The organism is Sorangium sp. So ce302 (genome assembly GCF_051530145.1).
GTDB classification, from domain to species: Bacteria; Myxococcota_A; Polyangia; order Polyangiales; family Polyangiaceae; genus Sorangium; species Sorangium cellulosum_B.
This window is the reverse complement of sequence record NZ_CP150326.1, coordinates 6,819,548-6,843,724: the sequence shown is the minus strand read 5'-3', so window position 1 is coordinate 6,843,724 and position 24,177 is coordinate 6,819,548. Positions and strand designations below refer to the sequence as shown.

The following is a 24,177-nucleotide window of genomic DNA, read 5'->3' as shown; positions in this document are numbered from 1 at the left end:
GGAGCAGTGAGCATGGATTCTTCTGACCTGGGCGCCGTCGGTCCTTACGAGCTGCTGGTGCAGCTGGCCAGGGGCGGCTCGGCCGAGGTCTTCATCGCGCGTCGCGCCTGCGCTGCAGGCGGAGGGGACGCGGGCGGCGCGGCGGGGGCGGGCGGCGCGGGTCCGGAGCGCGAGTCGCTCGTGGCGGTGAAGCGGATCCGGGCCGATCTGCGCTACGAGTCGAGCTATGCGTGCATGCTCTTCGACGAGGCGGGCATCGCGTCGCGCGTCGCGAGCCCCCATTTCGTTCCTGTCCTCGGTTACGGTCTCGACGAGGGCGCGCCGTACATCGTCATGGAGCTCGTCGTGGGGGTCACCCTCAAGCACCTCACCCGGGCTCCCGAGGCGCTCGGGGTCGGCGACGCGATCGAGCTCATCGCGCAGGCCGCCGAGGGGCTGCACGCGGCGCACGAGGCGCGCGACAGCTCGGGGGAGCTGCTCCAGGTGATCCACCGGGACATCTCGCCATCCAACATCCTTGTCGGCGTCGACGGCCGGGCGTCCATCTGCGATCTCGGGCTCGCGTATGCCCTGCGCCGCACGACGCGGACGAAGACCGGGATGGTGAAGGGGAAGCTGAGCTATTTCTCGCCGGAGCAGGCGAACGCGAGGCCGCTGGATCGGCGCTCGGACGTGTTCTCGCTCGGGGTCGTGGCGTGGGAGGTGCTGGCGGGCAGGCGGCTGTTCGCCGGCGGCAACATGGTCTCGACCCTCCACGCCGTCCTGGAGCGCGAGGTGCCGCCGCTCTCGAGCGAGCGCGAGGGCGTGGGCCAGGCCGTCACGGCCGCTGTCGCGCGGGCGATCGAGCGCGATCGCGACGCGCGCTGGCCCACGGCGGCCGATTTCGCGCAGGCGCTCCGGGCCGCGTCCGGGGAGGAGGGGCACGCGGCGTCGCGCGACGCCATCGGCGCGCGGGTCGCCGAGGTGCTCCCGCCGCCGCTGAAGCCGCTTGCGCCGTCCTACGTCTCGGGCGGGCCGTGCGTCACGGAGGAGATCATCGCTGCCTTGCAGTCGATGCGCGCGGCGGGGCCGGTGGGCGAGGGGGAGTCGGGCGGGCTCCTGGAACAGCGGCAGCCCTCGCGCGGCTGAGCCCGCTGCTGCGGTTCCGGCGTCCGCGGGGGAGCCCGGAACCTGGGTATGCGCTCAACACCATGATCTCGTTCAGCTGCACGACCGTGGTACGGCGGCTGCTCCTGTTGACGCGGCGCTCCGGAGGAGCGCCGTCGACCTTGTCCTCCCTCGGGTTGGCGGACGCGCGCGGGATGGTCGATAGGCGTTGACATCCGGCATGTGAGCGTTCACATTGCAGAGGTATCCTTTCGCTTTGCTCTGGGTGGGTCGCCATGCGCATTGCGGGCTTCGTGGTCGGGCCTCGGGTCGTTCCAGGCGCCGGTTACGTTCGGTCGTTGCGCAGATGATCGTCGAACGATGGTGATCAGCGTTTCGCCAGGAGTGAATCACCGGAAAACGCGACAGACCTCGGTTGTTCCACGATTGTCGTGAAAAATCATGAATGCTGTTCACCGGTAGCGTCGGTGCGCAGGGTGCGGTCCGCGCGAGCGTAGCTACCTCGATGGTCGTGTCACCGCAGGCCACATACATCGTGTCATCGTCGTCGATAATGTCTGCCTTGTGAGTCGTTCCCTTACCATCCCGACAGGAGGCCACATGACTTTGATGACGAGAGGCAGAGGCGGGTGATGGAGGAGCAGTTCCCGATGTTCTGGAACCCCGAGAACGTCAAAGGCATCACGCTCCGGGGTTACGCCCATGGCACGGCGTGGGTGAGGGAGTCGGGCCTCATCAGGGACGGCCAGCCGCGCCCCGCCATGGAGTGGTTGATGGATTTTCTCGGCAGGTAGTAGAAATATCTTCAGGCCGAACTGGCCACGAGCTGTCGCGACACGGGCGAGGGTAAACACCAGATCCCGCCTGCGCTCCACTTTAGCGTGCCCACAGCGGGCGAGGAGAGAGAACATGGTTAGGCCCTCAGATCATGAGAAGGCGCGTCCTCTCCTAGGCTCTCGGTCAGCTGTCTCGATCGCGTTGATCGTGGCCAGCGGCTGCACGGGAGACCTGGGCGGGTTTCGCTCCGACGATTCCGATTCCACACCGAACGACCCGCCGCCCACCTCGACGGGCACGGGCCCGACGGACCCGGCCGCTTGCGAGGACGGCGCGGTGTACCCCGGGCGAGCGCCGCTGCGGCGGTTGACGCGCTTCGAATACAACAAGACCGTCCGCGACCTCCTGGGCGACACGACAGAGCCGGCCGTTTCACTTCCGAGCGAGGATGTCGGGAACGGCTTCGGCAATGACGCGGACACGCTGTCGGTCTCGAGCCTGCTCGCCGAGCAGCTGGGCACCGTCGCGGAGGGCATCGCCAAGCGCGCGACCGCCACCCCGGAGGCGCTCGCGAAGCTCGACCCTTGCGCGCGCAGCGTGACGGCGGAGGGCGAGCAGGCGTGCGCCCGCACGATCATCGAGCGACTCGCGCCGCTCGCGTACCGAAGGCCGCTCGCCGAGGGCGAGGCGGACGAGCTCCTCGCGCTGTACAGCGCCGGCCGGACGGACGCCACGTTCGACGCCGGCATCGCGACGGTGATCGAGGGGCTGCTTCAATCGCCGGATTTTCTCTACCGCATCGAGTATGGCACACCCGACCCGGAGCGCCCCGAGCTCCGCCGGCCCACGGGCGACGAGATGGCGACGCGCCTATCGTACCTGCTCTGGGGCACGATGCCCGACGAGGAGCTGCGCGTGGCGGCGCAGGCGGGCGAGCTCTCGACCAAGGAGGGCGTGCGCGCTCACGCCGAGCGCATGCTCGAGGATCCTCGGTCCCGGGTCATCGTCCGGTACTTCTTCGACAACCTGCTCCCCATCAGCAGCCTCGCGGATCTCGAGCGAAACGCGGAGTCGTTCCCGACCTTCTCGCGGACGATCGGCTCGCTCATGCACGAAGAGACGCAGCGATTGCTCGAGCACGAGATCTTCGAGCAGAACGGCACCTGGGCGTCCGTCTTGACGGCCCCGTACACGTTCATGAACGGACCTCTCGCGGCGTTCTACGGCGTCTCCGGCGTGACGGGCGACGACTTCCAGAAGGTGCAGCTCGACACGACCCAGCGCCTCGGGCTCCTCACCCAGGCCGGTATGATGGCCGGGACGACGCACTCGAACAACACGAACCCCGTGGTCCGCGGCGCGTTCGTGCTCGACAAGCTGATGTGCCAGAAGATCCCGCTCCCCACCGGCGACATCCTGGAGAGGGTGAAGCCGCCGGATCCGTACACCGGCGCGACGGCGCGGGATCGCTTCAGCCAGCACAGCAAGGATCCGGTCTGCGCGGGGTGCCACCAGTTCATGGATCCGGTCGGGTTCGCGCTCGAGAACTACGACGCGGTCGGGCTGTTCCGCACGACGGAGAACGACGTCCCGATCGACGCGAGCGGCGGGGTCCCGGGCACGGACATCAAGGTGAACGGGCCGATCGAGCTGGTGCAGGGGCTCGCCCAGACCGAGGCGGTGCAGAACTGCTTCGCGACGCACTGGGCCGAGTACGGCTATGGTCTCACGCTTCGCGCCGGGGACGCTTGCACCAAGAAGGCTGTCACGGACGCCTTCAAGGCGTCCGGATACAATGTAAAGAAGCTCCTGATCGAGCTCACGCAGACGGATGCCTTCCACTACATGGCTGCCCAGGAGGAGTGATGGTTATGTCGAACTTTCGTTTGAGCCGACGTGCCGTGCTGCGCGGCGCTGGCGCCATCGCCATCGCGCTCCCCTGGCTGGAGATCATGGGCCCCGAACGCACGGCGAGCGCGCAAGCCACCCCCGCCAAGCGTTTCCTCGGCGTCTACACGCCGGGCGGGACCGTGATGAACCGCTGGCGGCCGACCGGCACCGAGACGAACTTCACCTTGGGGCCCATCCTGTCGCCGCTCGCGCCGGTGCAGGACCGGCTGCTCGTCGTCGACGGCCTCGACATGAAGAGCGCGCTCGGTGAGCAGCACCAGGCCGGGATCATCGCCTGGCTCTCGGGCACGACCCAGGCCCCGAACGGCGGCTACGGAGGCGGACCGTCCGTCGATCAGGTGATCGCCTCCCGGATCTCCGCCGGTCAGAAGGCGAAGGCGAGCATCGAGATCGCGGTGCGCTGGGCGACGGGCAAGTCCCACGGCCTGCTGTCACCGATGAACGCCGCGAATTTCGAGAGCGCCGCGCCGTTCAGGCCGATCTCGCCGCGCCTCGATCCGACGGAGATCTTCACCGACCTCTTCGGCACGCTGGATCCCACCGCCGGCAACGACGCCGCCCGCCGACTCGCGCGAAAGAGATCGATCCTCGATTTCCTCGACGGGCGCTACTCCGCCCTGTCCAATCGGCTCGGCGCCGCCGACAAGCAGAAGATCGATCAGCACCTGACGAAGATCCGCGAGATCGAGAAGAGCCTCGACAGCGCGCCGCCGGTCGAGACGAGCGCGTGCAAGGCGCCGACGAAGGTCGACACGTCCGACTACAACCCGCGCACGGGGCTCAGCGCGGACAACGACGGCAAGGTCAAGGACACCTCGACCGACGCGGCGATCCCGAAGGTCGGCAAGCTGATGATGGACATGCTGGTGATGTCGCTCGCCTGCGACATCACCGCGGTCGGCACGCTGCAGTGGAGCGACACCGAGGCGAAGCACACCTTCCCCTGGCTCAACCTGAGCGAGCACCACCATTTCTACCAGCACGACGGCGGCTTCAGGCCGGCCGAGTGCGAGCGCATCTGCAACTGGTATTCGCAGCAGCACCTCTACCTCCTTCAGGAGATGGCGAAGGTCGACATGGGGGGACACTCGCTGCTCGACGAGAGCGTCGTCTTCTTCGGGTCCGAGCTCTCGGATCCGCCGAGCCACAACAAGTCGAACATGCCGTTCTTGCTGGCCGGTGGCGGCGGGGGCCTGCGCACTGGACGCTGGGTCCGGTACCCCAACCTCCCGCACAACAACCTGCTCGTCTCGATCTTGAACCTGTTCGGCGACAGCCGGAACACGTTCGGCGACCCGAATTTCTGCACCGGGCCGCTCACGAACCTGACGTAGCCGTCGCAAGGGCGGAACGCCGGCCGGAGCGGTATCAACGACGCCGGCCGGCGCTCCTTGATGTACGGGCTGGCGCCGTCACACGGCGCGAGCAGGCGGGTCGCACGGAGAAGGCGCGACCGAGACGCCGCTTCACCGCAAGAGGTCGCCGATCGCCCCGTACCAGACGTTCGCCATGCGCACGTAGCCGGCCTCGTTCGGGTGTATCCTGTCCGGGAGCTCCGCTGTCGGAAATCCGGTGTGCGTTCGCCTTTCGATTTCAGCGGAGGTACGGACTCAACGCCTGGAACCAAACCTCGGCCATGCGGTTATACCCTGCCTGGTTCGGGTGGAGATTGTCGCCGAGGAGGGACTGCCTGTAGTTCGTGTCGTTGGTGAACGCTGTGTACATGTCCACCAGCACGATGTGCTGCCCCTTGCTGACGCGCGTCGAAACCAGGTCGGGCATGGCCGCGTTGTAGGCCTTGATGGCGTTGTTCGTGCCGTCCGTTCTCGTCGGCACGATCTGCGCGAGCACCACGAGGATGTTCGGGTCACGCATGAAAATCGAGTCGAGCAGCTTGCCCAGGCGATTCGGTGCGTCCGCAAGGTTGATGTTACCGTTGATGTCGTTCGTTCCGATCATCAACGTAATGATGTTGGGCTTGTAATTCGGAATGCTGGTGCCCACGAGCTGCGCGATGCCGTTGTTGCCCTCGATCGTCCAGCCGCCGTGACCCTCGTGGTTCCTCGGGAACGTCACTCCGTCCACCATGGGCACGCTGTAATCACTGGCGGAACCGACGAAGGTGATGTCGCGGTTCGCTTCGAGCGCGAGGTGGAACAGCGGGGCGCGGTAGCCGCCGGCGACGTTGAAACCCTGCGTGATTGAATCGCCGAAGGGCATGATCTTACAGGAGCCGCTCGCCGGGCAGGGCTGGAATGACGGGCCGCCGCCCGCGCCAGCGCTGCCCCCTGCGGCACCTCCGTCGCCCGTGGTACCTCCGACACCGTCGGATGCGCCGCCCATGCCACCCGAGCCCGCTTCGCCGGCGCCCCCGGTGCCGCCGCCGTCACCGCCGCCCGAGCCTGTCGAGCCGCTCGTGGCGACTCCCCCTCCAGCGCTCCCGCTGGTCACGCCGCCGCTCGTCACCCCCTCGCTGGTCGCGCCCGTCGTAGCGCTTGCGCCGGCTCCGGAGCTGGTCGACGTCGCTCCTTCCGGATCATCGGAACACCCGCTGAACATCGCCACCAGCGCGGCAGTCCCCACCAGCGTGGCCCACGTCGAGCGGCGCGGTCTCCGGATCTCCGCATCGTTCCGCTCGCGCGACCCACACAGCGAACCATTCTCTTGAACCATACGCATCGCATTCCTCCGTCCCACGCACGCCGAAGCGGAGAGCCGCAGGATGCGAGCTCCGCTGCGCCGTCGGGATGATCGACCGAGAGCCGCCGAAACGACACGCGACTCCCTCGCGACCTCGCCGTTGCTCGCGTCCGCGACGACCAGGCGAATGGAATCGGCGCAGAGGGCGAGCCCGAGCCCAGGGACGAAGGGCCGGCGCGAACGACGGCCTGTTCAGGGCAACGCGAAAGGAAACCCCAAGGCGCACTGTGAGCGTTCACACTGCTGGTGTCAAAGAAAATGGACCGGCGCGCGGCCTTCGAGCACGGCGGTCACGCCCGGCGCGTTCGCGAGCGTCGGGGCGAGCTCGTAGCCGGGTCGCGCGCTCCAGTCGCCGCGCGGGGGAGGGGTCTCGGTCTCTTTAGGATGCAGCCGTGGCGCGCTTCACCGGGCGACGCGCGGGCGCTCCGTGGGCCGGAGCGCGTACGCGATTCCGCTCTGCAAGGTGCCCATCGTGACGATGCCGGTGAGGTCCGCGCCGAGCTCGATCAGGGCGCGCGCCACCTCGGGGCGGATGCCCGTGAGCACCACGCGCGCGCCGAGCATCTGGGCGGCGCGCGCGGTCCGCGTCAGCGCATCGGCGATGAGCGTGTCGACGGCGCGAACGCCGGTGATGTCCAGGATCGCGGTGTGGGCGCGCTGGCTGCCGATCCCGGTGAGCAGCGTCTCCATGATCTGCCCCGCGCGCGCGCCGTCCACCGTCCCGACGAGCGGCATGGCCAGGACGCCGTCGGCGAGCGGGATGAGCGGCGTCGACAGCTCCCGGAGCGCGTCCTGCTGCGCGGCGATGATCTGCTCCTGCAGCGCGGCCCGCTCCGCCTCCGCGCGCCTCAGGTCCGTGTCCTCTCTCACGACGCCGCCGACGCCGACCAGCTCGCCGCGCTCGTTGCGAACCGGGAACTTGACCGTGAAGAAATAGAAGTTCTGGCTGCCGTAGTCGAGGACCTCCTGGTACCGCATGGCCTGGCCGCTCGCGAACACCTCCCGTTCCTTCTCCACGATCCGGTCGGCGACGCCGGGCGGCGTGGCGCCGAACTCATGCTCGTCCTTGCCGAGGAACTCGACGGCGTGCCGCCCGAGGGCCCGCGCATAATGGCGGTTGACGAACACGTAGCGTCCGTCCGCGTCCTTGATGAACATGACGTTCGGCGAGTTGTCCACGAGCTGCAGGAGCATCTGATAGCGCTCGTGCAGCAGGCGCTCCCTCTGCCGCGGATCGTCGCCTTCATCCACGATGGCCGCGATCTCTCGGACGTCGCCTCGCTCGTCGCGCAGCACGGCGTAGGTCCACCGGCAGGTGATCTCGTTTCCCTCTCTCGTCCTGCCCGCGCTCGTGGTCGTCGCGAAGAGGCTCTCGCCAGGATCGTGGTTGAACGCCTCCGCCTCCTGGGGCGACACCGGATCCGCGGCAACGAGCTCTTCGATCCGGCGGCCCACGGCCTCGCCCTCGCTCCAGCCGAAGAGGTGCCCCGCGGCGTCGTTCCAGCGCGTCACGGTGCCATCCAGGCGCCAGTGGATCAGCGCCGGCACTTGCGTGGCGCCCAGAGCGAACGGAGCGTCGAGGTACGCCGCCGCCGCGCTGACCAACCCTCTCTCGCGCCCGAGCTCGCCGCGCCGACTGGCCAGCTCATTCTCCAGCTCCTCGACCCGCGCGCGCAGCGCCCAGCACTCTGCCTTGTAGTCAATCTCGCCATCGATGCGCGCGGAAACCCCGCCCGGCGCGGGGCCCCCGTCGAGCTGGCAGGGCCCGCCCGCCGTGCTCCCTGCTGCCGAGTCGTGGTCCCCTCCGGACACCCCCTCCGCGTCCGCGCCTCCGAACGGTCCGGATGTCCGCTCGCCCCTGTCGCGACCCATGCTCGCTCCTCCGCGCGCCGATCCGCGAGCGCGCCGCCCGTAGTCTAACGGTTCCGCAAGTCGATCTCGCCGGAAAGTCGACAAGGCCCGCCGCGAGGCGCGCCTGTCGTCCCCCGCGGCGGCGATGGCCCAGCGACGAGCGCCTGCGCCACCGCGCCGGCCCTATCGTCGAGCCGCCGGATCGCGTCAAGACGCGTGCAGCCGATCGGGCTTACACTCAAGTGTGTGAGCGCTCACGTTCTCCTGGGCCGCCGCTTCGGCTTGGCCCAGGACTGGGCTCGTCATGCGGGGAGCGCCGGTCGCGCGCCGCACGTCAGTCCATGTTCTTCGACTCGATGGTCCATGCCCGGTCGGTGCACAGGCCGCAATTCGCGCCGACGAACATGCCCTTGCCGGTCGCGCCCATGTCACCCTTCAGCTGCCAGCCCAGCCAGGCGACGCCGACCCTGCCGAAGACTCCGCCGTTGTCCTGGCCGTAGGTGCCGCCGTGGCCCACGTTGGTGCTCGCAAGGACGGCGGGCACGTCGCGGGTGTTCCGGTAGTCCCGGGTCCCGTTCGGGTAAGCGACGTCATCGGGGCCGCCGAGGATGAACGCGATCGGCGCGTGGAGCGCGTCGAGGATCTTCTGATCGGGATTGATCATCCCGCTGCTCCAGATCACTGCGGTCGTCACGCGCGGGTCGCCGGCAGCACCCTCGGCCATCAGTCCGCCGCAGGACCAACCCATGACCGCGATCTTGTCGGCAGCCAGGCGCTGGTAGTACTGGCTGCACGCTCGCCCGTTCTCCTTGATGGCCCACTCCAGAGTCGAGTTGAGCGTTCGCAGTTCTGGTGCCGAATCCAGGGAGGCGCACCGCCGGCGATGCCGCTCAGGCGAGCATGCCGTCGATGGGCCCGGAGCCCTTGCCCTCGCCGAAGTTCTCCGTCCACTCGGTCTTGTCCCGAACGGCGGCGGCGATGAGGCCGTTGAAGAGCCGGTTGTTCGTTGCGTCTTCGGCGTCGATGAAAGCACCCTGCTTCAGGTAGCCGCCGCCGCTCCCGGCGATGATCGTCGGAACGTCGCGGAAGCTGTGCGACGGGCCGTCCGACACGTGGTTCGTCCACAGGATGATGGACTTGTCGAACAGGCCGCGCGCCTTGAACTGATCGAGGCCGTGGAGCAGCGTCTGCATGCGGAGCACGTCGATCTCGGCGTGCGCTTGCTCGGCCGTCGGGTTGCTGCCCGAAGAGGCGTCCGACTGCACACGGTGGCTGATGTGGTGGAAGGGCCACCCGAGCTTCTCGTTCGCCGGCACCGCATACTTCGTCTGATCCGTGCCGTCGCCGTGCTGCAGCGTCGCCACGCGGTTGAAGTTGCAGGCGAACGCCAGCGCCACGAGCTCGAGATGGAGCTTCGCGACGTCTTCGATCATGCCGTTCGTCTTGAACGCGAAGCCGCCCTCGAGCGCCTCGAGCTCCGACGTCGAGAGGCCGGCCTGGCTGCAGGTCCCGGCCATCTCGCCCATCGTGACCTCGGCGTCGCGGATGGCGTCGAAATGCTGCTCGAGGCGCTGCTTGTCGGCGGAGCTCAGCGCCGACATGCGCATCAGGCTGTTCAGCTCCTCGCGCACGAAGTCGTTCGCGCTCTTGCGGCTGCGGATGAGCTCCTCGGCGACCTGCCCGCCGCTGCTACTACCGCCGCCGCTGCTCGTCAGGCCGACGAGCTTGGAATAGAGCGTGTACGGGTTGTCGTCCGCGGAACGCACCTGTCCGGAGCCGCTGCCCTTGAAAGAGATGCGCTCGGCGATGTACCCGTTCTTGCGGTTGCCGGCGTAAAGCGTGAGCGGCTCGGCGCCGCCCTCGTTCACCAGCTGGGCGACGACCACGTCCGCGGACACGCCGGTCGAGGCTGCGGTCCTGCCGCCGCCCTGCGCCGGGCGCGCGGTGAGCGCCTGACACAGGCCCTGCGCGTGGCCGCAGTTGGTGGGCCCTCCCATCGGGAAGTTGATGCCGCGGATGAACAGCAGGTTCGGGGCGTGAGGCGCGAGCACGTGCGTCGCCTTGTCCGTCATGGCGGCGAGCCCGTCGGTCGTGAGCTGACCCGTCTCGTCCGGGAAGAACTTCTTGCCCACCACGCCGCACGCCGCCACGATGTAGAGGCTGAACACGGGCGTGCTGTCCGCGGCCCAGGCGGAGCGCGACGGCAGACCCTCGAGGAACGGAAGGGCGATGGCGACGCCGCCCGCGCGCAGGAACGCGCGCCGATTCATGCCGCGCCGGTGCGCCGCGTTCGGAGGAGCGAGGTTCATTGCGATCTTGGGGTTCACAGCGTACCTCCCATGCGAGTCCGGAATGCTTCCTTCTTCACGAGCTCGAGCATCATCTCTTTCACCGAGCCGCTGGCGCCGCGGCTCACCTCGGCGAGCGTCTCGACGAGCGGCAAGTCCGACGGGACGACGTCGCGCTGGAGCGCGAAGCTCGCGAGCTTCTTGGCGTAGCAGAGGTGAGCCTGCTCGCCCTCCGCCATGTGGCGCATCAGCTCGCCGGCGTCCGCGAACGACTTGGCCCCTTCGGAGAACGTGTAGACACCGCTGCTGTCGATCGGCAAGCCTCCGTTCTCCTCGTCCCGATATTGCCCCATGCCGTCGAAGTGCTCGAAGGCGAAGCCGACGGGGTTGATGAGCTGGTTGTGGCACGCGCCGCCGCAGGCGGAGGTGAGCCGCGTGATGCGTTGACGGTTCGTCTGCCCGGGCTCGAGGGGCGGGACCGGCGGAATGTCGGGGGCCGGCGCGCCGAGCGGCGCGCACAGCACGTCGAAGTTGATGTTGGCGCCGCGGTGGATCGAGTCCGACTCGTCGTTCAGGGCGTTCAGCGTCAGGTAAGGGAGCTGCGAGAAGAAGCCGACGCGATCGGGACCGAGGTCTCGCTCCACGACGCCGCTCCCGCTCGGCGAAAGGCCGTAGAGGCTCGCCATCCCCGGCCCCACGAAGCCCTTGGTGGACGTGAGGATCTCCTTCACGCCGAGACCCTCGGTGAAGATCTTGTCGAAGAACAGGTACGCGCTCTCCTCGTACTCCACGTTCAACGATTCGTCGTAGCTCGGCACGCCGAGCTTGCTGATCGTGGCGTAGCGATCGAAGTGGAGCAGCTCGCGATGGAAGTACCGCATGCCCTCGGCCGCGGTGGGCTCCTCCAGCATGGTCTCGGCGACCGCGGCGATCGCCTCCGGCGTCGTGAGCGTGGGCGCCTTGTCGAGCAGCTCGTCGCTCGGCGCGGCGTCGCGCAGCCAGAGCGAGAGCTTCGCCGCGATCTCGTAACCATCGAGCGGCTTGCGATCCTCGCCGAGCTCCGTGCGGTAGAGGAAGTGCGGCGACTGGAGCATCGTCCGGATCACGAGCTGCGCGCCCTTGGCGAACGCGCTCTTCGTGCCGGACATCGCCGCTCCGGTCTCGAAGAGCTCCTCGTACCTGGCGATCTCGTCGTCCGTCAGCGGACGGCGATACGCGCGGCGCCCCACGGCTTCGATGAAGCCGGCCGCGTCCGTGCCCGGGTAAACATCGGCGAGCGCCTCCTCCGAATCCGTCACCTCCTCGGCGAGCGCCTCCGCCGCCGATTGGTAGTCGCTCCACGAGCGCTGGTTCACGCTCAGCAGGTGCTCGTTGTTCGTGAAGTCCGTCGTGCCGGCGACGGGCTTCTCGAACCCGTCGGACAGCGACGGAGGAGCGGCGAGGTTCAGGACCACCTGCACGCTGCGCGCCCACTGCGAGTTCGTGAGGCGCACGAACCGGTGGTACTGCGGCCCACCCGGCATGTCGATGCCGCGCGCCACCCCGCCGGTGGGTGGGCCGCCGCCGTCCGGAGGAGGGCCGCCGCTCCCCTCCGGATCCGGATCGCCCAAGGCGCCCGTGCATCCCGCGAGCAGGAGCGCGGTGACGCAGAGCCCCGCGGTCAGCGCCCGCCTGCCGCGTGGCAAGCCGGTCATTAAAAAAGACGGTGGGGTCATGATTGCCTCCTGACCAAGCTCGGGTGACGAATCAGCTATTCAGCGCAGTTACAATGCAACCATCATCCAGTGACTGTCGTGTTCATCTGAAATCGAGAATCCATGCATCGAACAGATCGCGCTCACTCGACGGCCTGCGGGAGGCCGCGTCCACTCCACGGTTCGCGGAGCTCACTTGAGCGACTGGAAGAAGCGCCAGGCTCGCCCGCCCGCGCCGGACGGTACGTTGTGACCGCCGGGGTGCGTGCAGTACACGACCGGCTGGCCCTCCTTGCAGCCCTGGTACTCGACGCACGCGTCGCCGAAGCTCGATCGCATCGTGGTCGCCTGGCAGCCGTTACGGCCGCGCCAGAAGTCTCGGGTCGCCTGTCCCAGCTGGGGGGTCACGGTCCCGTCGGTGTCGCCTTGCGTTTGAATCAGCGCGTGCGCGGCGCTGGCGTCGCTGCACGTGGGCTGGGATCCGTTGGGGCCCCATCCAGCGACCGGGGCGAGGCCGCGGAACACGGAGGCGCGCTGGCAGCCGAGCGTGTTCGTCATGAAACCACCTTGGCTGAACCCGACCGCGAAGACGCGCTTCGTGTCCACGCAGTAGTTCGTCTTGGCGTGCTCCAGCATGGCATCGAAGAACGCCAGGTCGGCCGTCAGGCGCGCCTGATTGGCGTTGGGCGGCGGACCGCCCCAGTTGGAGTCCGCGGTACCCCACTGCGATTCGGTGCTCGGAGGCCTGGATTGTCCGTCTGCCGGCAAGCCCTGCGGGTAGATGAGCAGCGCCTGGTTGTTGGTCTCCTGGATGAGCTGAAATCCGCTGTTGTCGTGCGCGGCCCACACGTTGTTCATGTTCAGGCCGTGGATACCGAAGACCAGCGGCAGCGGCTTGCTCGGGTCGTAGTTCTCCGGCACGTGAATCAGGTAGTAGCGCGTCACCCCACCGACCATCAGCGTCTGCTGCGTGCGAGGGTTGGGGCGCGTCACGGCCTTTCCGCAGCCCACCGAGCCGCCGTCGCCCGGGTTCATCGTTCCGCCGTCGCCGGCGCCCGTCGAGCCGCCGTCGCCGGCGCCCGTCGAGCCGCCGTCGCCGGCGCCCGTCGAGCCGCCGTCGCCCGTCGAGCCGCCGGCACCGGTGCCGGACGAGTCGCCGCCCGTGCCGGCAGAGCTGCTCGTGCTCGCGGCCGTGCTCGCGGCCGTGCCCGCGCTGCTGCTGGACGTTCCGCCCGACGTCGCTCCCGAGGTGGAACCGCCGCTCGTGGATGCGCCAGAGGAGCCACCAGCGCCGGGGTCGACGGGATCCGCCTCCGAGCCGCATGCGGCCAGCCCCGCCGCCACGCCCACGGTGAAGAGAACGTTCAGTCGAAACACAGATCTACTCATAAGGACACCACCTCGATAGCTTCTGCTCGCCGGGGGCTCGGGTGATCGCGGGTCGTTCGTCACGCCCCCCCCGGCTGGTTGACGCAGGCGTCATGCACCGAGCGCCGCCGGGCCAATCATGTCTCTCAATAGGTCGAGAACAGGCTCCAGAGGAACTTGGGCGCGAACGCGGGCCAACCATGATTGGTGTTTTGGTAGTTCGGGTCCCCGTGCTGGCACCAGTAGACCGGATAGTCCTCGTCGCAGCCCTGAGCCAGGACGCAGGTCGAGAGATCGTCCGTGTACCCGTCGACCGGCGTCGTGCTCGCCTGGCAATGGTTCAGCTCGGTATAGAAGTCGCGCGTCTTCGGGCCGTTGTCCGTTCCGACCACAGAGTCGCGCTTTCCGTGGATGACGACCGCCGTGACCTGCCCGGTACACTTTCGGGTGTCGGCGTTGAGCGGATACTGGGGTACGTTCTTGGTGGCGCACGGGCCCACCGCGCGCAGCTTGTCCGCGTGCTCGCAGCCGAGGATGCTCGAGAAGTCGCCGCCCGAGCTCTCGCCCGCCGCGAACACGCGAGCTTTGTCGATGCAGAAGTTGCCGGTGATCTCCTCGTAGAACGGCTGAAAGAAGGAGACGTCGTTCGCCCCCCAGCCCGAGCCGGAGTTGGCGGGATGAGGGTAGACGCGGATCCAGGCCTCCCTGGGGCCGGTCGCCTCGAAGCCCGCGTTCTGCTCTGCCCAGCTGATCGGGTTGCCCGTCGGGTTGAACATGATCATCACCGGATACGGCTTGCTGGCGTCGTAGTTGGTCGGCAGCTTCACGTAGTACTGGTGACCCGATACGGTGAGCGGGCTCTGCGCGCTGCCCGTCTGCGGATTGGCCTTGTCGCAACCCGTGCTCGGCTGCGGGGGGACCTTGCCTCCCATCGATCCGCCCGAGCCGCCCGCCCCCGGCGATCCGCCGCTTGCGCTCGTGCCTCCCTCTCCGCCTGATCCACCCGCGGACGCGCCGCCGTCGCCGGTCGTGGCGCCGCCGCTGGTCGTGGCGCCGCCGCTGGTCGTGGTGCTGCCGCTGCTGCTTGAGACGGCGGCCCCGCCCGCCCCGGCGTGAGGGTCGTCGCCTGACGAGCTCGCGCCGTCATCGGCGCCGCCTCCGCAAGCCGAGAGAGCGCAAGAGCCGGCCAGCGCCGCGAACAATGTGGCTCGAACGAGTGTAGATTGGTTCGTCATTCGAATACCCAGGCGCGATTTTTCCCTCACCGGCGGCGTTCCACGAGGCGCGCCCGCAGCGTGAGGTCGTTTCCAGTTGATTGAAGGACCCGAGTCCGACGGCTGAGCTGGGATTCAGCGAGCTTGCGCGACTTTGATGTAAACAAGCCGTCTCGCTGGATTTCCGTTCGCCGCGCTCGCGGCAAGGTGTTCATTGTGATCGTTCACATGTTCGATGTCAACTCTTGTCGACGGGACCGCGGAGTTCCTCGATCCCGAGGGAGGACAGGGCTGGCGTGGCGCCTCCGACGAAGCGGCGCGTCAAGCGGGGCACCGGGCCGCGCGCCAGTCGAGGGCCTGTACGACGAGGGCGCCAATGGCATCATAACAGTCGCCCCGCAGCGCAACAGTAGCGTCGGCGGCGGACGTGCTCCGTCACGTCATCTCCGATCAGCCGGTGGGCGCTGTGTCGAGAGGGGCCGGTCGATTCGAACGCGGTGGTCGCCATCGACAAGCACGGCGGTGAGGCGGCCGCGAGCCGCCATCTCCCCGATCTGGGCCATCGGACGGTGGGGCACCTCACCAGGCCGCGCAACTGGCTCGAAGCCGACCAGAACACTCGGGATCGAGGAGAGCCGTGGGCTGGTCAATTTTGTTTGACGCCCTGAATGTGATCGTTCACGGTGCGCCCTCGGGGGCCTGCTGCTGACATCGTATTTGCGCAGGCACACGAGCCGCGATGCGCGAATCGGTGGTCCAGTGGAACGGCTCGAGGCATCGCGCTGGGTGCCGCCGGATCCTGCGGGCGCCAGCAGCTCGCTCGTGACGTGAGCTTGGTTGGTGTCAGTGCATTTTTCTGCGAGCCGTGAACAAGCCATCGAGTCACGCGCCACGAGGCCTCGGAGAACCACGAGCGCTCGGCAGCGCGCCCAGAACGGGCTGATCTCGTCCCTGGAGTGAGCATGACGACACGCCGATTCCTTTCGTCACTGGCCTGCATCGGCTGCGCGCTGTCGCTCGCCGCTTGCGGGAGCGATGATGCCCTCAGCGGCGCTGCCTCCACCGGCCAAGGTGGGGACGGCGCCAGCGCACCGGGCGCCGCCTCCAGCGGCTCCAGCGGGGGGGCTCCTGGCGGCGCCTCGGTTAGCGTGGGCGGTCAAGCGGGCGCCGGCACGGGCGGCGAAGCGCCCGGCGGCGGGACGACGGCGGCCGGCGGCGAAGGCGGCGCCGCAGGGGCGGGCGGGGAGGGCGGTTCAGGCGAATTCGAGCCGGTGACCATCTCGTTCGGGACCACGCTCGATCCGCGCACCCAGGTGCTCGAGGCGCGGGCGCTCGCCGAGTCCGTCGCCGATCCCGGCTCTCCGCAGTGGCGAGCCAAAGGCGACCAGCGCAGGACGTATCGCTTTCCAGAAGCGGGCGCCGACGTTCCCTACCGCGTCTGCGTCCCGAATGCCTGGGACGGCACGTCGAAGCTGCCCCTCGTGATGTTCTTGCACGGCGCTTCGAACGACGAGAGCTCGTACCTGGATCAGAACAACAGGCAGATGGTGAATCTGGCCGACCAGCATGGCGTGCTCCTGGTCTCGCCGCTCGGCCATCGAGGCGCCTACGGCAACTTCCTGCGGCTGCCGGCCGTGTTCGGGCAACCCGACGAGGCGGAGAAGCTCCTGGCCATGCGTACGCCCGAGCGAGAACGCGACCAGGAGCTCAGCGAGAAGGACGTCATCAACGTCCTGGAGCTGGTGCTGCACGAGTACCCGATCGATCGCAGCGCGATGTTCCTCACCGGACACTCGATGGGGAGCGGCGGCACCTGGTACATCGGCGGCAAATACGCCGACTACTGGACGGCTCTGGCGCCCATGTCCGGCCCCTTCGTCCAGGAGTCGAGCTATCCGTGGGACCGGCTGCTCGACGTGCCCATCTTCGTGACGGAAGGGACCCGCGGCACACCTTCCCTGACCGGCAGCCGGGCGCTGCGCGACTGGATGATGGCTGGCGGCTACACGATCACATACAAGGAAGTCGATGCGGACCATGCAGGCATGGTTCCGCTCGTGCTGCCCGACGTCTTCGACTTCTTCGACCGCTAGCAGCCTCCGCGCTCGTCGCGCGCCTTCGCGTCGCTCGGCGTACGTAACGGCGCTCTCAGCATGCGTGTTGCTGGCGGAAAGTTCCAGTCCTCGCGGTCCCACGACCATGCCAGCGTCCTCGCTCGGGCCGGAGCGACCATGCGGGTGGGTTGATTGGGTTTGACATCGATCTTGTGATCGTTCACATTGCTTCGGAGCGGTATCCTTTTGCTTCGTCTTGGGTGGGTCGTCACGCGGACCGAGACCTCCGTCCTTCGATGGATGTCGGCACCGGCCCCGTTCGCTCGGCGGTGCGCGCCGCGGGCGGCGGATCGGCGCCCCGCAGGCCGTCGGGTCGCCCTCTCGAGACCGCGCGATCTCTCGTGATCGCGTTCGTTCGCGAGCTCACGAGTTTCGATCGTGTTTGAATCGTCCAGTGTTGAACGGCTGCGGGTCCCATGCGACAGGCAAGATCGACGCCGCGCTCGATGACGGAGTGAACACCACGGCTTCTGTTGGATGGTAGTCGCGTTGAGAGCCACGCTGAACTGGCCGCCCGGTCGCCAGCGCTTCACCAGGAGAGAGAGACGATGACCCCACCGTCTATTTCGATGATCCTCCTGCCACGCTGGAGGCGCGCGCTGGGCGCGCCGCTCTGCGCTGCGGCGCTCCTGCTCGCGGGGTGTACGGGCTCTCTGGGCGCCCACGAGGAGGGCGACGGCCCCTTGCCGGGCGGCGCGGCGGCGCCGCAGGTCGCCGAGCGCAGCATGTTCCCGCGGCTGAGCCACGCGCAGTGGGAGAACACGGTGCGCGATCTCCTGCGCCTCGACGACAGGCCCGGCCTCTCGGCGTCCTTCACGAGCGATCCGCTCGGCGGCGTGTTCGACAACAACGAAGCTGCGCTCCTGGTGACGCCGGGCCTCTGGAGCGATTACCAGCGCGCCGCGGAGGAGCTCGCGGCGATGGTGACCGCCGACGAGGACAAGCTCGGCCGGCTCGTGCCCGCCGACCTGCCGGTCGAGCCGGAGGCGCGGGCGCAGGCGTTCATCGAGCGGTTCGGCGAGCGGGCGTTCCGGCGCCCGCTCGCGGCCGAGGAGCGGGACACGTATGTCGCGCTGTTCCGTCGCGGCGAGGAGCTCTTCGAGGGCGAGGAGCCGTTCGCGGCCGGCGTGCGCGCGGCGCTCGAGGCGTTCCTGCAGTCACCCCATTTCGTCTACCGGGTCGAGCGCGGCGCCGGGCCGGCGAGGGGCGGGCTCATCCCGCTGAGCGGCCACGAGATCGCGGCCAAGCTCTCGTACCTCTTCTGGAACTCGATGCCCTCCGACGAGCTCCTCGAGGCGGCGAAGGCGGGCGAGCTCTCGAGCCCCGAGGCCGTCCGCGCCTTCACGGACAGGATGCTCGAGGATCCGCGCGCCCGCGAGGTCGTCCGCGCGTTCCACCGGCAGCTCTACGATTACGAGCAGTACCACGACCTCAACAAGGACAAGGCGCTCTACCCCGAGTTCGTCCCCGAGATGGGCGACGACATGCAGCGCGAGGCGGAGCGCTTCGTGGATCATGTCGTCTTCGAAAGGGAGGGGGGCCTCACCGAGCTGCTCACCTCGCGCACGGCGTTCGTGAACGACCACCTCGCGGCGGTCTACGGCGTCGACGGCGACTTCTCGGACGAGCTCGAGCAGGTGGAGCTCGACGAGGCCGAGCGCTCGGGGCTGCTCACGCGCCTCGGCTTCCTCGCGGCGAAGGCGACGGCGCGGCAGCCGGACTCGATCCACCGCGGCGTCTTCGTGAACCTCAGGATCCTCTGCGCCGCGCTGCCGCCGCCGCCCGACGACGCGACCTCGCTGCCGCCGGGCGAGCAGGCGACCAACCGCGAGCGCGTCGAGGCGCACACGGGCAAGGGGACGTGCGGCTCGTCGTGCCATGGGCTGCTCATCAACCCCGCCGGGTTCGCCTTCGAGCACTACGACGCGATCGGCAAATACCGCACGACCGACAACGGGGTGCCGGTCAACTCCGCCGACGCCTACACGCTCGGCGGCCAGCCGAGGAGCTACGAGGATGCCATCGAGTTCAGCCAGCTGCTCGCCGAGAGCAGCGAGGCGCACGCGTGCTACGCGGAGCGCTGGCTCGAGTTCGCCCACGGCCGCGACGCGGACGTGAAGGACAAGGCGTTCGTCAAGCAGCTCGGCGAGGCGTCGCGCGGCGGCTCCTCGACCAAGGAGCTCCTCCTCGAGATCGTCTCCTCCACTCCGTTCCTCGCTCGAGTTCCCGCGGAGGCGCCATGATCACCCGACGACGTGTGCTTCGAGGCCTGTTCGGCGTCACGGTCGCGCTCCCGTTCCTGGAGACCTTCGCGCCGCGGCGCGCCTCGGCCGGCACGGGGGACGTGCCGCCCTTCGCGATCTTCATGCGCCAGGCGAACGGCGTGGCGCAGGCGGCCGGCGACGAGCCCGAGATGTTCTGGCCAAGCGAGACAGGCGCGCTGACCGCCGCGTCGATGGAGCGGGACAGCGACCGCGCGGTCAGCGAGCTCAAGGACTACGCGAGCAAGCTCATCCTGCTGCGCGGCGTGGATTTCGCGTTCAAGGCCAACGGGTGCGGCCACTCCGGCGGCGGCAACCAGTGCCTCACGGCCGCGCGCGTGTCGGACCAGCCGGCGGGCAACGAGTCGCTCGCGATGGGCGAGTCGATCGACAACCGCATCGCGACCGAGCTCAACCCGGCGGGCGTCGAGCCGCTGACGCTCTACGCGGGCAGGATGTCCGGCTACATCAACGAGGTGCTCTCGTACCGCGGGCCGAAGCAGCTGCGCGCAGCCGAGCGCAACCCGGCCAACGCGTACAAGAAGCTCTTCGGGCTCGCCGACGTGGACACCGAGGTCCAGCAGTCGCTGGCCGAGCGCCGCACCAGCATCAACGACCTGGTGCGCGGGGAGATGAAGGCGCTCATGAGCCGGAAGGACATCAGCAAGAGCGATCGCGAGCGGCTACAGCTCCACTTCGACAGCATCCGCGATATCGAGGTCGCGCTCGCGTGCAAGCTCCCGGAGGTGCAGGTCGCCGAGATGGAGGCGATCTCGCCGAACGTCGGCAGATCCGAGAACGTGGAGGCCGTCACGCGGATGCAGATGGATATCATCGCGCTCGCGATGGCGTGCGGCGTCACGCGCGTGGCGACGCTCCAGGTGGGCGACGGCAACGACGGGACCGAGTACACGATCAACGGCGTCCGGCAGAAGAGCTACCACAAGATCTCCCACCGCATCGACAGCGACGGCACCTCGGGCCCGCCGATCGAGGGCGCGCAGGAGCTGCACCACCAGATCGACCGGATCCACGCGCGGCTCTTCAAGCACCTGCTCGACAGGCTCTCGTCTTACGAGCTCGGCTCGGGGACGCTCCTCGATCAGGGCGTGGCGGTGTGGCTCAATGACAACGCCGACAAGTACCACGGGTTCCGGAAGGTCCCCTACATCCTCGCCGGCGGCGCCGCGGACTACCTGAAGACCGGCCAGTTCGTCGACGTCAAGATCACCAACAACAAGCTGCTCAACACGATCGGCGCGGCGGTCGGATGCACCAACAGCCAGGGAGGCCCGCTCGACGACTTCGGCGACGAGAGCCTCGAAGGCGGGCTCGTCGACCCGATCATCGCCTGAAGAAGCAAAGAGTCCAGACGTTCCGGAAGTCGAGCCGCCGCCTGTCGGCTCGCCGCTCAAAGCACCTCGATCTTCAATCGCTCAACTTGCGGAAATCCAACATGAACAAGAACCGTTCTTCTCGATGGCTGCGCGGTACGACGTGGATCGCGCTCGGGGTCGCGACTCTCGCTGCATGCGGCGACGGGGGCGACAGCGGTGGCGAGGGCGGCTCGGGGGGAGCCGGCAGCGCCACGACGGGCGCCGGCACGACGGGCGCCGGCACGACGAGCGCCGGCACGACGGGCCCTGGCACGACGAGCGCCGGCACGACGAGCGCCGGCACGACGGGCCCTGGCACGACGAGCGCCGGCACGACGAGCGCCAGCAGCGGCGGATCGAACGAGGGCGGCGGCGGTTCGGACGCCTCGAGCAGCACGTCCACCGGAGCCGGCGGCTCGGAGCCCACGGGGAAGTTCGTCGGCAACATCACGACGCGCGGCGCCGTGCGCGACGGCTTCGCGAACTACTGGAACCAGATCACGCCCGAGAACGAGGGGAAGTGGGGCGAGGTCGAGAAGAGCCGCGGGAACAAGGACTGGAGCAAGCTCGACAGGATCTACAAGTACGCGCAGGACAACAACATCATCTTCAAGCACCACGTCTTCGTGTGGGGCTCCCAGCAGCCCAGCTGGGTCGGGAGCCTCCCCGGCAACGAGCAGCAGGCGGCCGTGCGGGACTGGATGAAGTCGTTCTGCGAGCGCTACCCCAAGACGAAGTACATCGACGTGGTCAACGAGCCGCCGCCCCACACCACGCCCTCGTACAAGAACGGCATCGGCGGTGACGGCGCCAGCGGCTGGGACTGGATCGTCAACTCCTTCAAGTGGGCCCGCGAGTTCTGCCCGAACGCGGTCCTGATCCTCAACGACTACAACAACATCGAGTACCAGAACGACCACAACAACTTCATGAAGATCGCGCGGGCGGTGATCGCAGCGGGCGCCCCGGTCGACGCCATCGGCGCGCAGGCCCACGACGCGTACAAGATCAACACCAACACCGTGAAGGGCTTCGTCGACGGGCTCGCCTCGCTGGGCAAGCCTGTGTACATCACCGAGTACGACATCGGCGAGGCGAACGACAACAGGCAGAAGCAGATCATGGAGGAGCAGTTCACGATGTACTGGAACCACCCCTCGGTCCAGGGCATCACCTTGTGGGGCTACATCGTCGGCACCACCTGGCGGGACAACACCGGCATCCAGTATGATGACAACAGGATGCGGCCGGCCATGCAGTGGCTGATGGAGTTCCTGGATCGCCAGTGATCGATGTCGCGCTGAAGGACGGCGGCTGGGCGGCGCAAGGTCCGCCCGAGCCGGGCAAGGGCAGCGGCGCGCACAGCTGCGTTTCGTACACGGGCTGCTCGAGCGGGCACCCCACGCGCTGGCGTGCGTTCGACGGGGATCACACCCCCTCGCCGAAGGACAACGGCCAGCCGACGACCCGGGATCCTCGCGAGGTCTGGGGTTTCTTCACGCAGCTCTGAGATGAGGGTTGAGCGGCGGCGCTCGGCGCGCTTCGCCGGAGAGTCGCCGGGCCGGGGAGCTCGAACGTCGTCTGCCGCCGATGCCCACCTTCCGCGCTAGGCGATGTCCGCGAGCTCGCCCAGCGGGCTGCCTTCACGGCGAAGCACCCCGGCGAGAGGCGCCGGAACGCCATGAGCCGAGCGACCCGCGACATTGACAATGCCTGACCGAGTTTCAGGAGAGCAGCAAGGATCCAAGAATGTCGACGAGCACGAACTCCCTCCAACGTGAGCTCCTCCGGGCGGCGTTGTTGCTCTGTGGCGTGACCGCGTTTCCGTCGGTCTCCCTGGCAGACAATCCCGTCGTACAGACCATTTATACACCTGACCCTGCCCCCATGGTCCACGATGACACGGTATACCTCTATACCGGGCATGACGAGGACAGCGCCACGGACTGGTTCACGATGAACGAATGGAGGGTGTACTCCTCCAAGGATATGGTGAACTGGACGGATCACGGGTCGCCGCTGAAATTCAGCGATTTCAGCTGGGCAAAGGGGGACGCGTGGGCTGGCCAGGCCATCCCCAGGAACGGGAAATTCTACTATTACGTTCCTGTCACGAGCCGCTCGCTGAACAGGATGACCATCGGCGTGGCCGTGTCGGACAGCCCCACCGGTCCCTTCAAAGACGCCCTGGGAAAGCCGTTGATCACGGCCGATTGCGGAGATATCGATCCGACGCCGTTCATCGACGACGACGGCCAGGCTTATCTGTACTGGGGAAACCCGAGCGTGTGCTACGTGAAGCTGAATCAGGACATGATCTCCTACCAGGGAGACGTCGTGCGCGTGCCCATGACGGCGGAGAGCTTCGGACAGCGCACCGGGAATGACGATGGTCGCCATAAGACCAAGTACGAAGAAGGCCCGTGGCTCTACAAGCGCGATGGGCTGTACTACCTGGTGTACGCGGGTGGCCCTATCTCCGAATACATCGCCTACTCGACGAGCAGCAAACCCACCGGCCCGTGGACTTACCGGGGGGTGATCATGCCCACGGAGGGCAGCAGCTTCACCAATCACGCGGGCGTCATCGACTTCAAGGGGAGCTCCTACTTCTTCTATCACAACGGCGCCTTGCCGGGCGGCGGCGGTTATCACCGCTCGGCGGCCGTCGAGCGGTTCACGTTCAACGCCGACGGTACATTCCCGACGATCAAGATGACCAAGGAGGGCCCGCCTGGCGTCGGCAACCTGAATCCGTATGTCATGACGGAGGCCGAGACCATCGCCTGGGGATCCGGGGTCGAGACCGAGGTATGCGGCGAGGGGGGAATGAACGTCGGGTCGATCGAGAACGGGGACTACATCAAGGTGAGGGGCGTCGATTTTGGCACCGGCGCGGTGTCCTTCGACGCGAGAGTGGCCTCGGCGACCAGCGGCGGCAGCATCGAGCTGCGCCTCGACGGCCCGACGGGCACGCTGGTGGGGACCTGCATGGTTGAGGGTACCGGCGGCTGGCAGACCTGGGCCACCACGTCCTGTGCTGTCGACGGCGCGACAGGGAACCACGATCTGTACCTGAAGTTCACCGGTGGGAGCGGTTTCCTGTTCAATGTCAACTGGTGGAAGTTCACTCCGCTCGACGCCCCGGATCCGACCGGCGCTGGGGGCGCTGGCGCGGGGGGCGCTCCGGACGTGGGTGAAGGGGGAGCGGCGGGCAGCGGCGGGTCGGGCGAGGGGGCGAGCAGCAGCAGCGCAGCGACGACCGGCAGCGGAGCAACGGCGGGCAGCGGAGCGACGGCGGGGAGCGGCACGGGCGGCGCTGGCGGTACCCCCGCTGACGGCGCCAGCGGCGACGAGGGCGGGTGCGCCTTCCGGGTCCAATCGGGGCCCAGCTCCCCCGCGGGCGCGCTCGCCGCCTTGATCGCGCTGGGCGCGGTCGCCGCGCGGCGGCGTCGTGTCCGAGGAGCCGGGCGGAGCGGATCCGCCGCGAATTGACGGTTGGTGCAATCATTGGAG

18 protein-coding genes are annotated in these 24,177 nt (G+C 68.2%); 11 read left to right on the top strand and 7 right to left on the bottom strand.

Annotated elements, in window-relative coordinates; all coding sequences use genetic code 11:
• The first annotated feature begins 12 nt into the window (after window positions 1-12).
• The 4 genes from WME73_RS25760 to WME73_RS25745 all read left to right on the top strand — a co-directional run bounded on the left by WME73_RS25760 (window position 13) and on the right by WME73_RS25745 (window position 5,129).
• A complete protein-coding gene (locus tag WME73_RS25760) occupies window positions 13-1,128 on the top strand; it encodes a serine/threonine-protein kinase (RefSeq protein ID WP_437911240.1) in 1,116 nt (371 codons plus the stop codon).
• Window positions 1,129-1,739: 611 nt separating this feature from the next.
• Window positions 1,740-1,901, top strand: a complete 162-nt coding sequence (locus WME73_RS25755) for a hypothetical protein (RefSeq protein ID WP_437911239.1) — start codon at window positions 1,740-1,742, stop codon at window positions 1,899-1,901.
• 190 nt (window positions 1,902-2,091) lie between these two features.
• Entirely contained in the window at window positions 2,092-3,750 is a 1,659-nt protein-coding gene (locus WME73_RS25750) for a DUF1592 domain-containing protein (RefSeq protein WP_437917435.1), read from the top strand.
• Entirely contained in the window at window positions 3,750-5,129 is a 1,380-nt protein-coding gene (locus WME73_RS25745) for a DUF1552 domain-containing protein (RefSeq protein WP_437911238.1), read from the top strand. The genes WME73_RS25750 and WME73_RS25745 overlap by 1 nt, the downstream gene beginning before the upstream one ends.
• Window positions 5,130-5,388: 259 nt before the next feature.
• Here the strand turns inward: WME73_RS25745 and WME73_RS25740 are convergent, their stop codons facing one another.
• The 7 genes from WME73_RS25740 to WME73_RS25710 form a co-directional block, all read right to left on the bottom strand.
• Window positions 5,389-6,468, bottom strand: coding sequence for an SGNH/GDSL hydrolase family protein (locus tag WME73_RS25740; RefSeq protein ID WP_437911237.1), 1,080 nt, complete (start codon window positions 6,466-6,468; stop codon window positions 5,389-5,391).
• 429 nt (window positions 6,469-6,897) lie between these two features.
• Window positions 6,898-8,367, bottom strand: a complete 1,470-nt coding sequence (locus tag WME73_RS25735; RefSeq protein ID WP_437911236.1) for a PAS domain-containing protein — start codon at window positions 8,365-8,367, stop codon at window positions 6,898-6,900.
• Between the two features lie 313 nt (window positions 8,368-8,680).
• On the bottom strand, window positions 8,681-9,160 hold the full coding sequence (locus tag WME73_RS25730) for a dienelactone hydrolase family protein (RefSeq protein WP_437748028.1): 480 nt from the start codon (window positions 9,158-9,160) through the stop codon (window positions 8,681-8,683).
• Window positions 9,161-9,236: 76 nt separating this feature from the next.
• On the bottom strand, window positions 9,237-10,673 hold the full coding sequence (locus tag WME73_RS25725) for a DUF1552 domain-containing protein (protein WP_437911235.1): 1,437 nt from the start codon (window positions 10,671-10,673) through the stop codon (window positions 9,237-9,239).
• Window positions 10,670-12,328, bottom strand: a complete 1,659-nt coding sequence (locus WME73_RS25720; protein ID WP_437739029.1) for a DUF1592 domain-containing protein — start codon at window positions 12,326-12,328, stop codon at window positions 10,670-10,672. The genes WME73_RS25725 and WME73_RS25720 overlap by 4 nt, the downstream gene beginning before the upstream one ends.
• A 192-nt stretch (window positions 12,329-12,520) precedes the next feature.
• Window positions 12,521-13,705 (bottom strand): alpha/beta hydrolase family esterase, encoded by a 1,185-nt coding sequence (locus tag WME73_RS25715; RefSeq protein WP_437911234.1) that lies wholly within the window; start codon window positions 13,703-13,705, stop codon window positions 12,521-12,523.
• 137 nt (window positions 13,706-13,842) lie between these two features.
• Window positions 13,843-14,628, bottom strand: coding sequence for an alpha/beta hydrolase family esterase (locus WME73_RS25710; RefSeq protein ID WP_437911233.1), 786 nt, complete (start codon window positions 14,626-14,628; stop codon window positions 13,843-13,845).
• On the opposite strand from WME73_RS25710, the gene WME73_RS25705 reads away from it, so the two are divergent.
• From WME73_RS25705 to WME73_RS25675, 7 genes are all read left to right on the top strand, one after another.
• Window positions 14,618-14,812 (top strand): hypothetical protein, encoded by a 195-nt coding sequence (locus WME73_RS25705; RefSeq protein ID WP_437739026.1) that lies wholly within the window; start codon window positions 14,618-14,620, stop codon window positions 14,810-14,812. The two genes, WME73_RS25710 and WME73_RS25705, sit on opposite strands and share 11 nt — an antisense overlap.
• A 1,060-nt stretch (window positions 14,813-15,872) precedes the next feature.
• Entirely contained in the window at window positions 15,873-17,003 is a 1,131-nt protein-coding gene (locus WME73_RS25700) for a hypothetical protein (protein WP_437911232.1), read from the top strand.
• Window positions 17,004-17,572: 569 nt separating this feature from the next.
• Entirely contained in the window at window positions 17,573-19,267 is a 1,695-nt protein-coding gene (locus WME73_RS25695; RefSeq protein ID WP_437911231.1) for a DUF1592 domain-containing protein, read from the top strand.
• Window positions 19,264-20,640, top strand: a complete 1,377-nt coding sequence (locus WME73_RS25690) for a DUF1552 domain-containing protein (protein ID WP_437849327.1) — start codon at window positions 19,264-19,266, stop codon at window positions 20,638-20,640. Before WME73_RS25695 ends, WME73_RS25690 begins: the two co-directional genes overlap by 4 nt.
• Window positions 20,641-20,741: 101 nt before the next feature.
• Window positions 20,742-21,950, top strand: coding sequence for an endo-1,4-beta-xylanase (locus WME73_RS25685; protein ID WP_437849325.1), 1,209 nt, complete (start codon window positions 20,742-20,744; stop codon window positions 21,948-21,950).
• Window positions 21,947-22,171, top strand: coding sequence for a hypothetical protein (locus tag WME73_RS25680; protein ID WP_437911230.1), 225 nt, complete (start codon window positions 21,947-21,949; stop codon window positions 22,169-22,171). The genes WME73_RS25685 and WME73_RS25680 overlap by 4 nt, the downstream gene beginning before the upstream one ends.
• 239 nt (window positions 22,172-22,410) lie before the next feature.
• On the top strand, window positions 22,411-24,156 hold the full coding sequence (locus tag WME73_RS25675) for a glycoside hydrolase family 43 protein (protein WP_437911229.1): 1,746 nt from the start codon (window positions 22,411-22,413) through the stop codon (window positions 24,154-24,156).
• Window positions 24,157-24,177: the final 21 nt, after the last annotated feature.

Coding starts and splice junctions, on each gene's coding strand:
- WME73_RS25760 (WP_437911240.1), top strand. CDS start 13: ATGGATTCTTCTGACCTGGGCGCCGTCGGTCCTTACGAGCTGCTGGTG.
- WME73_RS25755 (WP_437911239.1), top strand. CDS start 1,740: ATGGAGGAGCAGTTCCCGATGTTCTGGAACCCCGAGAACGTCAAAGGC.
- WME73_RS25745 (WP_437911238.1), top strand. CDS start 3,750: ATGGTTATGTCGAACTTTCGTTTGAGCCGACGTGCCGTGCTGCGCGGC.
- WME73_RS25740 (WP_437911237.1), bottom strand. CDS start 6,468: ATGGTTCAAGAGAATGGTTCGCTGTGTGGGTCGCGCGAGCGGAACGAT.
- WME73_RS25735 (WP_437911236.1), bottom strand. CDS start 8,367: ATGGGTCGCGACAGGGGCGAGCGGACATCCGGACCGTTCGGAGGCGCG.
- WME73_RS25720 (WP_437739029.1), bottom strand. CDS start 12,328: ATGACCGGCTTGCCACGCGGCAGGCGGGCGCTGACCGCGGGGCTCTGC.
- WME73_RS25710 (WP_437911233.1), bottom strand. CDS start 14,628: ATGGGAGGCAAGGTCCCCCCGCAGCCGAGCACGGGTTGCGACAAGGCC.
- WME73_RS25700 (WP_437911232.1), top strand. CDS start 15,873: ATGACGACACGCCGATTCCTTTCGTCACTGGCCTGCATCGGCTGCGCG.
- WME73_RS25695 (WP_437911231.1), top strand. CDS start 17,573: ATGACCCCACCGTCTATTTCGATGATCCTCCTGCCACGCTGGAGGCGC.
- WME73_RS25690 (WP_437849327.1), top strand. CDS start 19,264: ATGATCACCCGACGACGTGTGCTTCGAGGCCTGTTCGGCGTCACGGTC.
- WME73_RS25685 (WP_437849325.1), top strand. CDS start 20,742: ATGAACAAGAACCGTTCTTCTCGATGGCTGCGCGGTACGACGTGGATC.
- WME73_RS25675 (WP_437911229.1), top strand. CDS start 22,411: ATGTCGACGAGCACGAACTCCCTCCAACGTGAGCTCCTCCGGGCGGCG.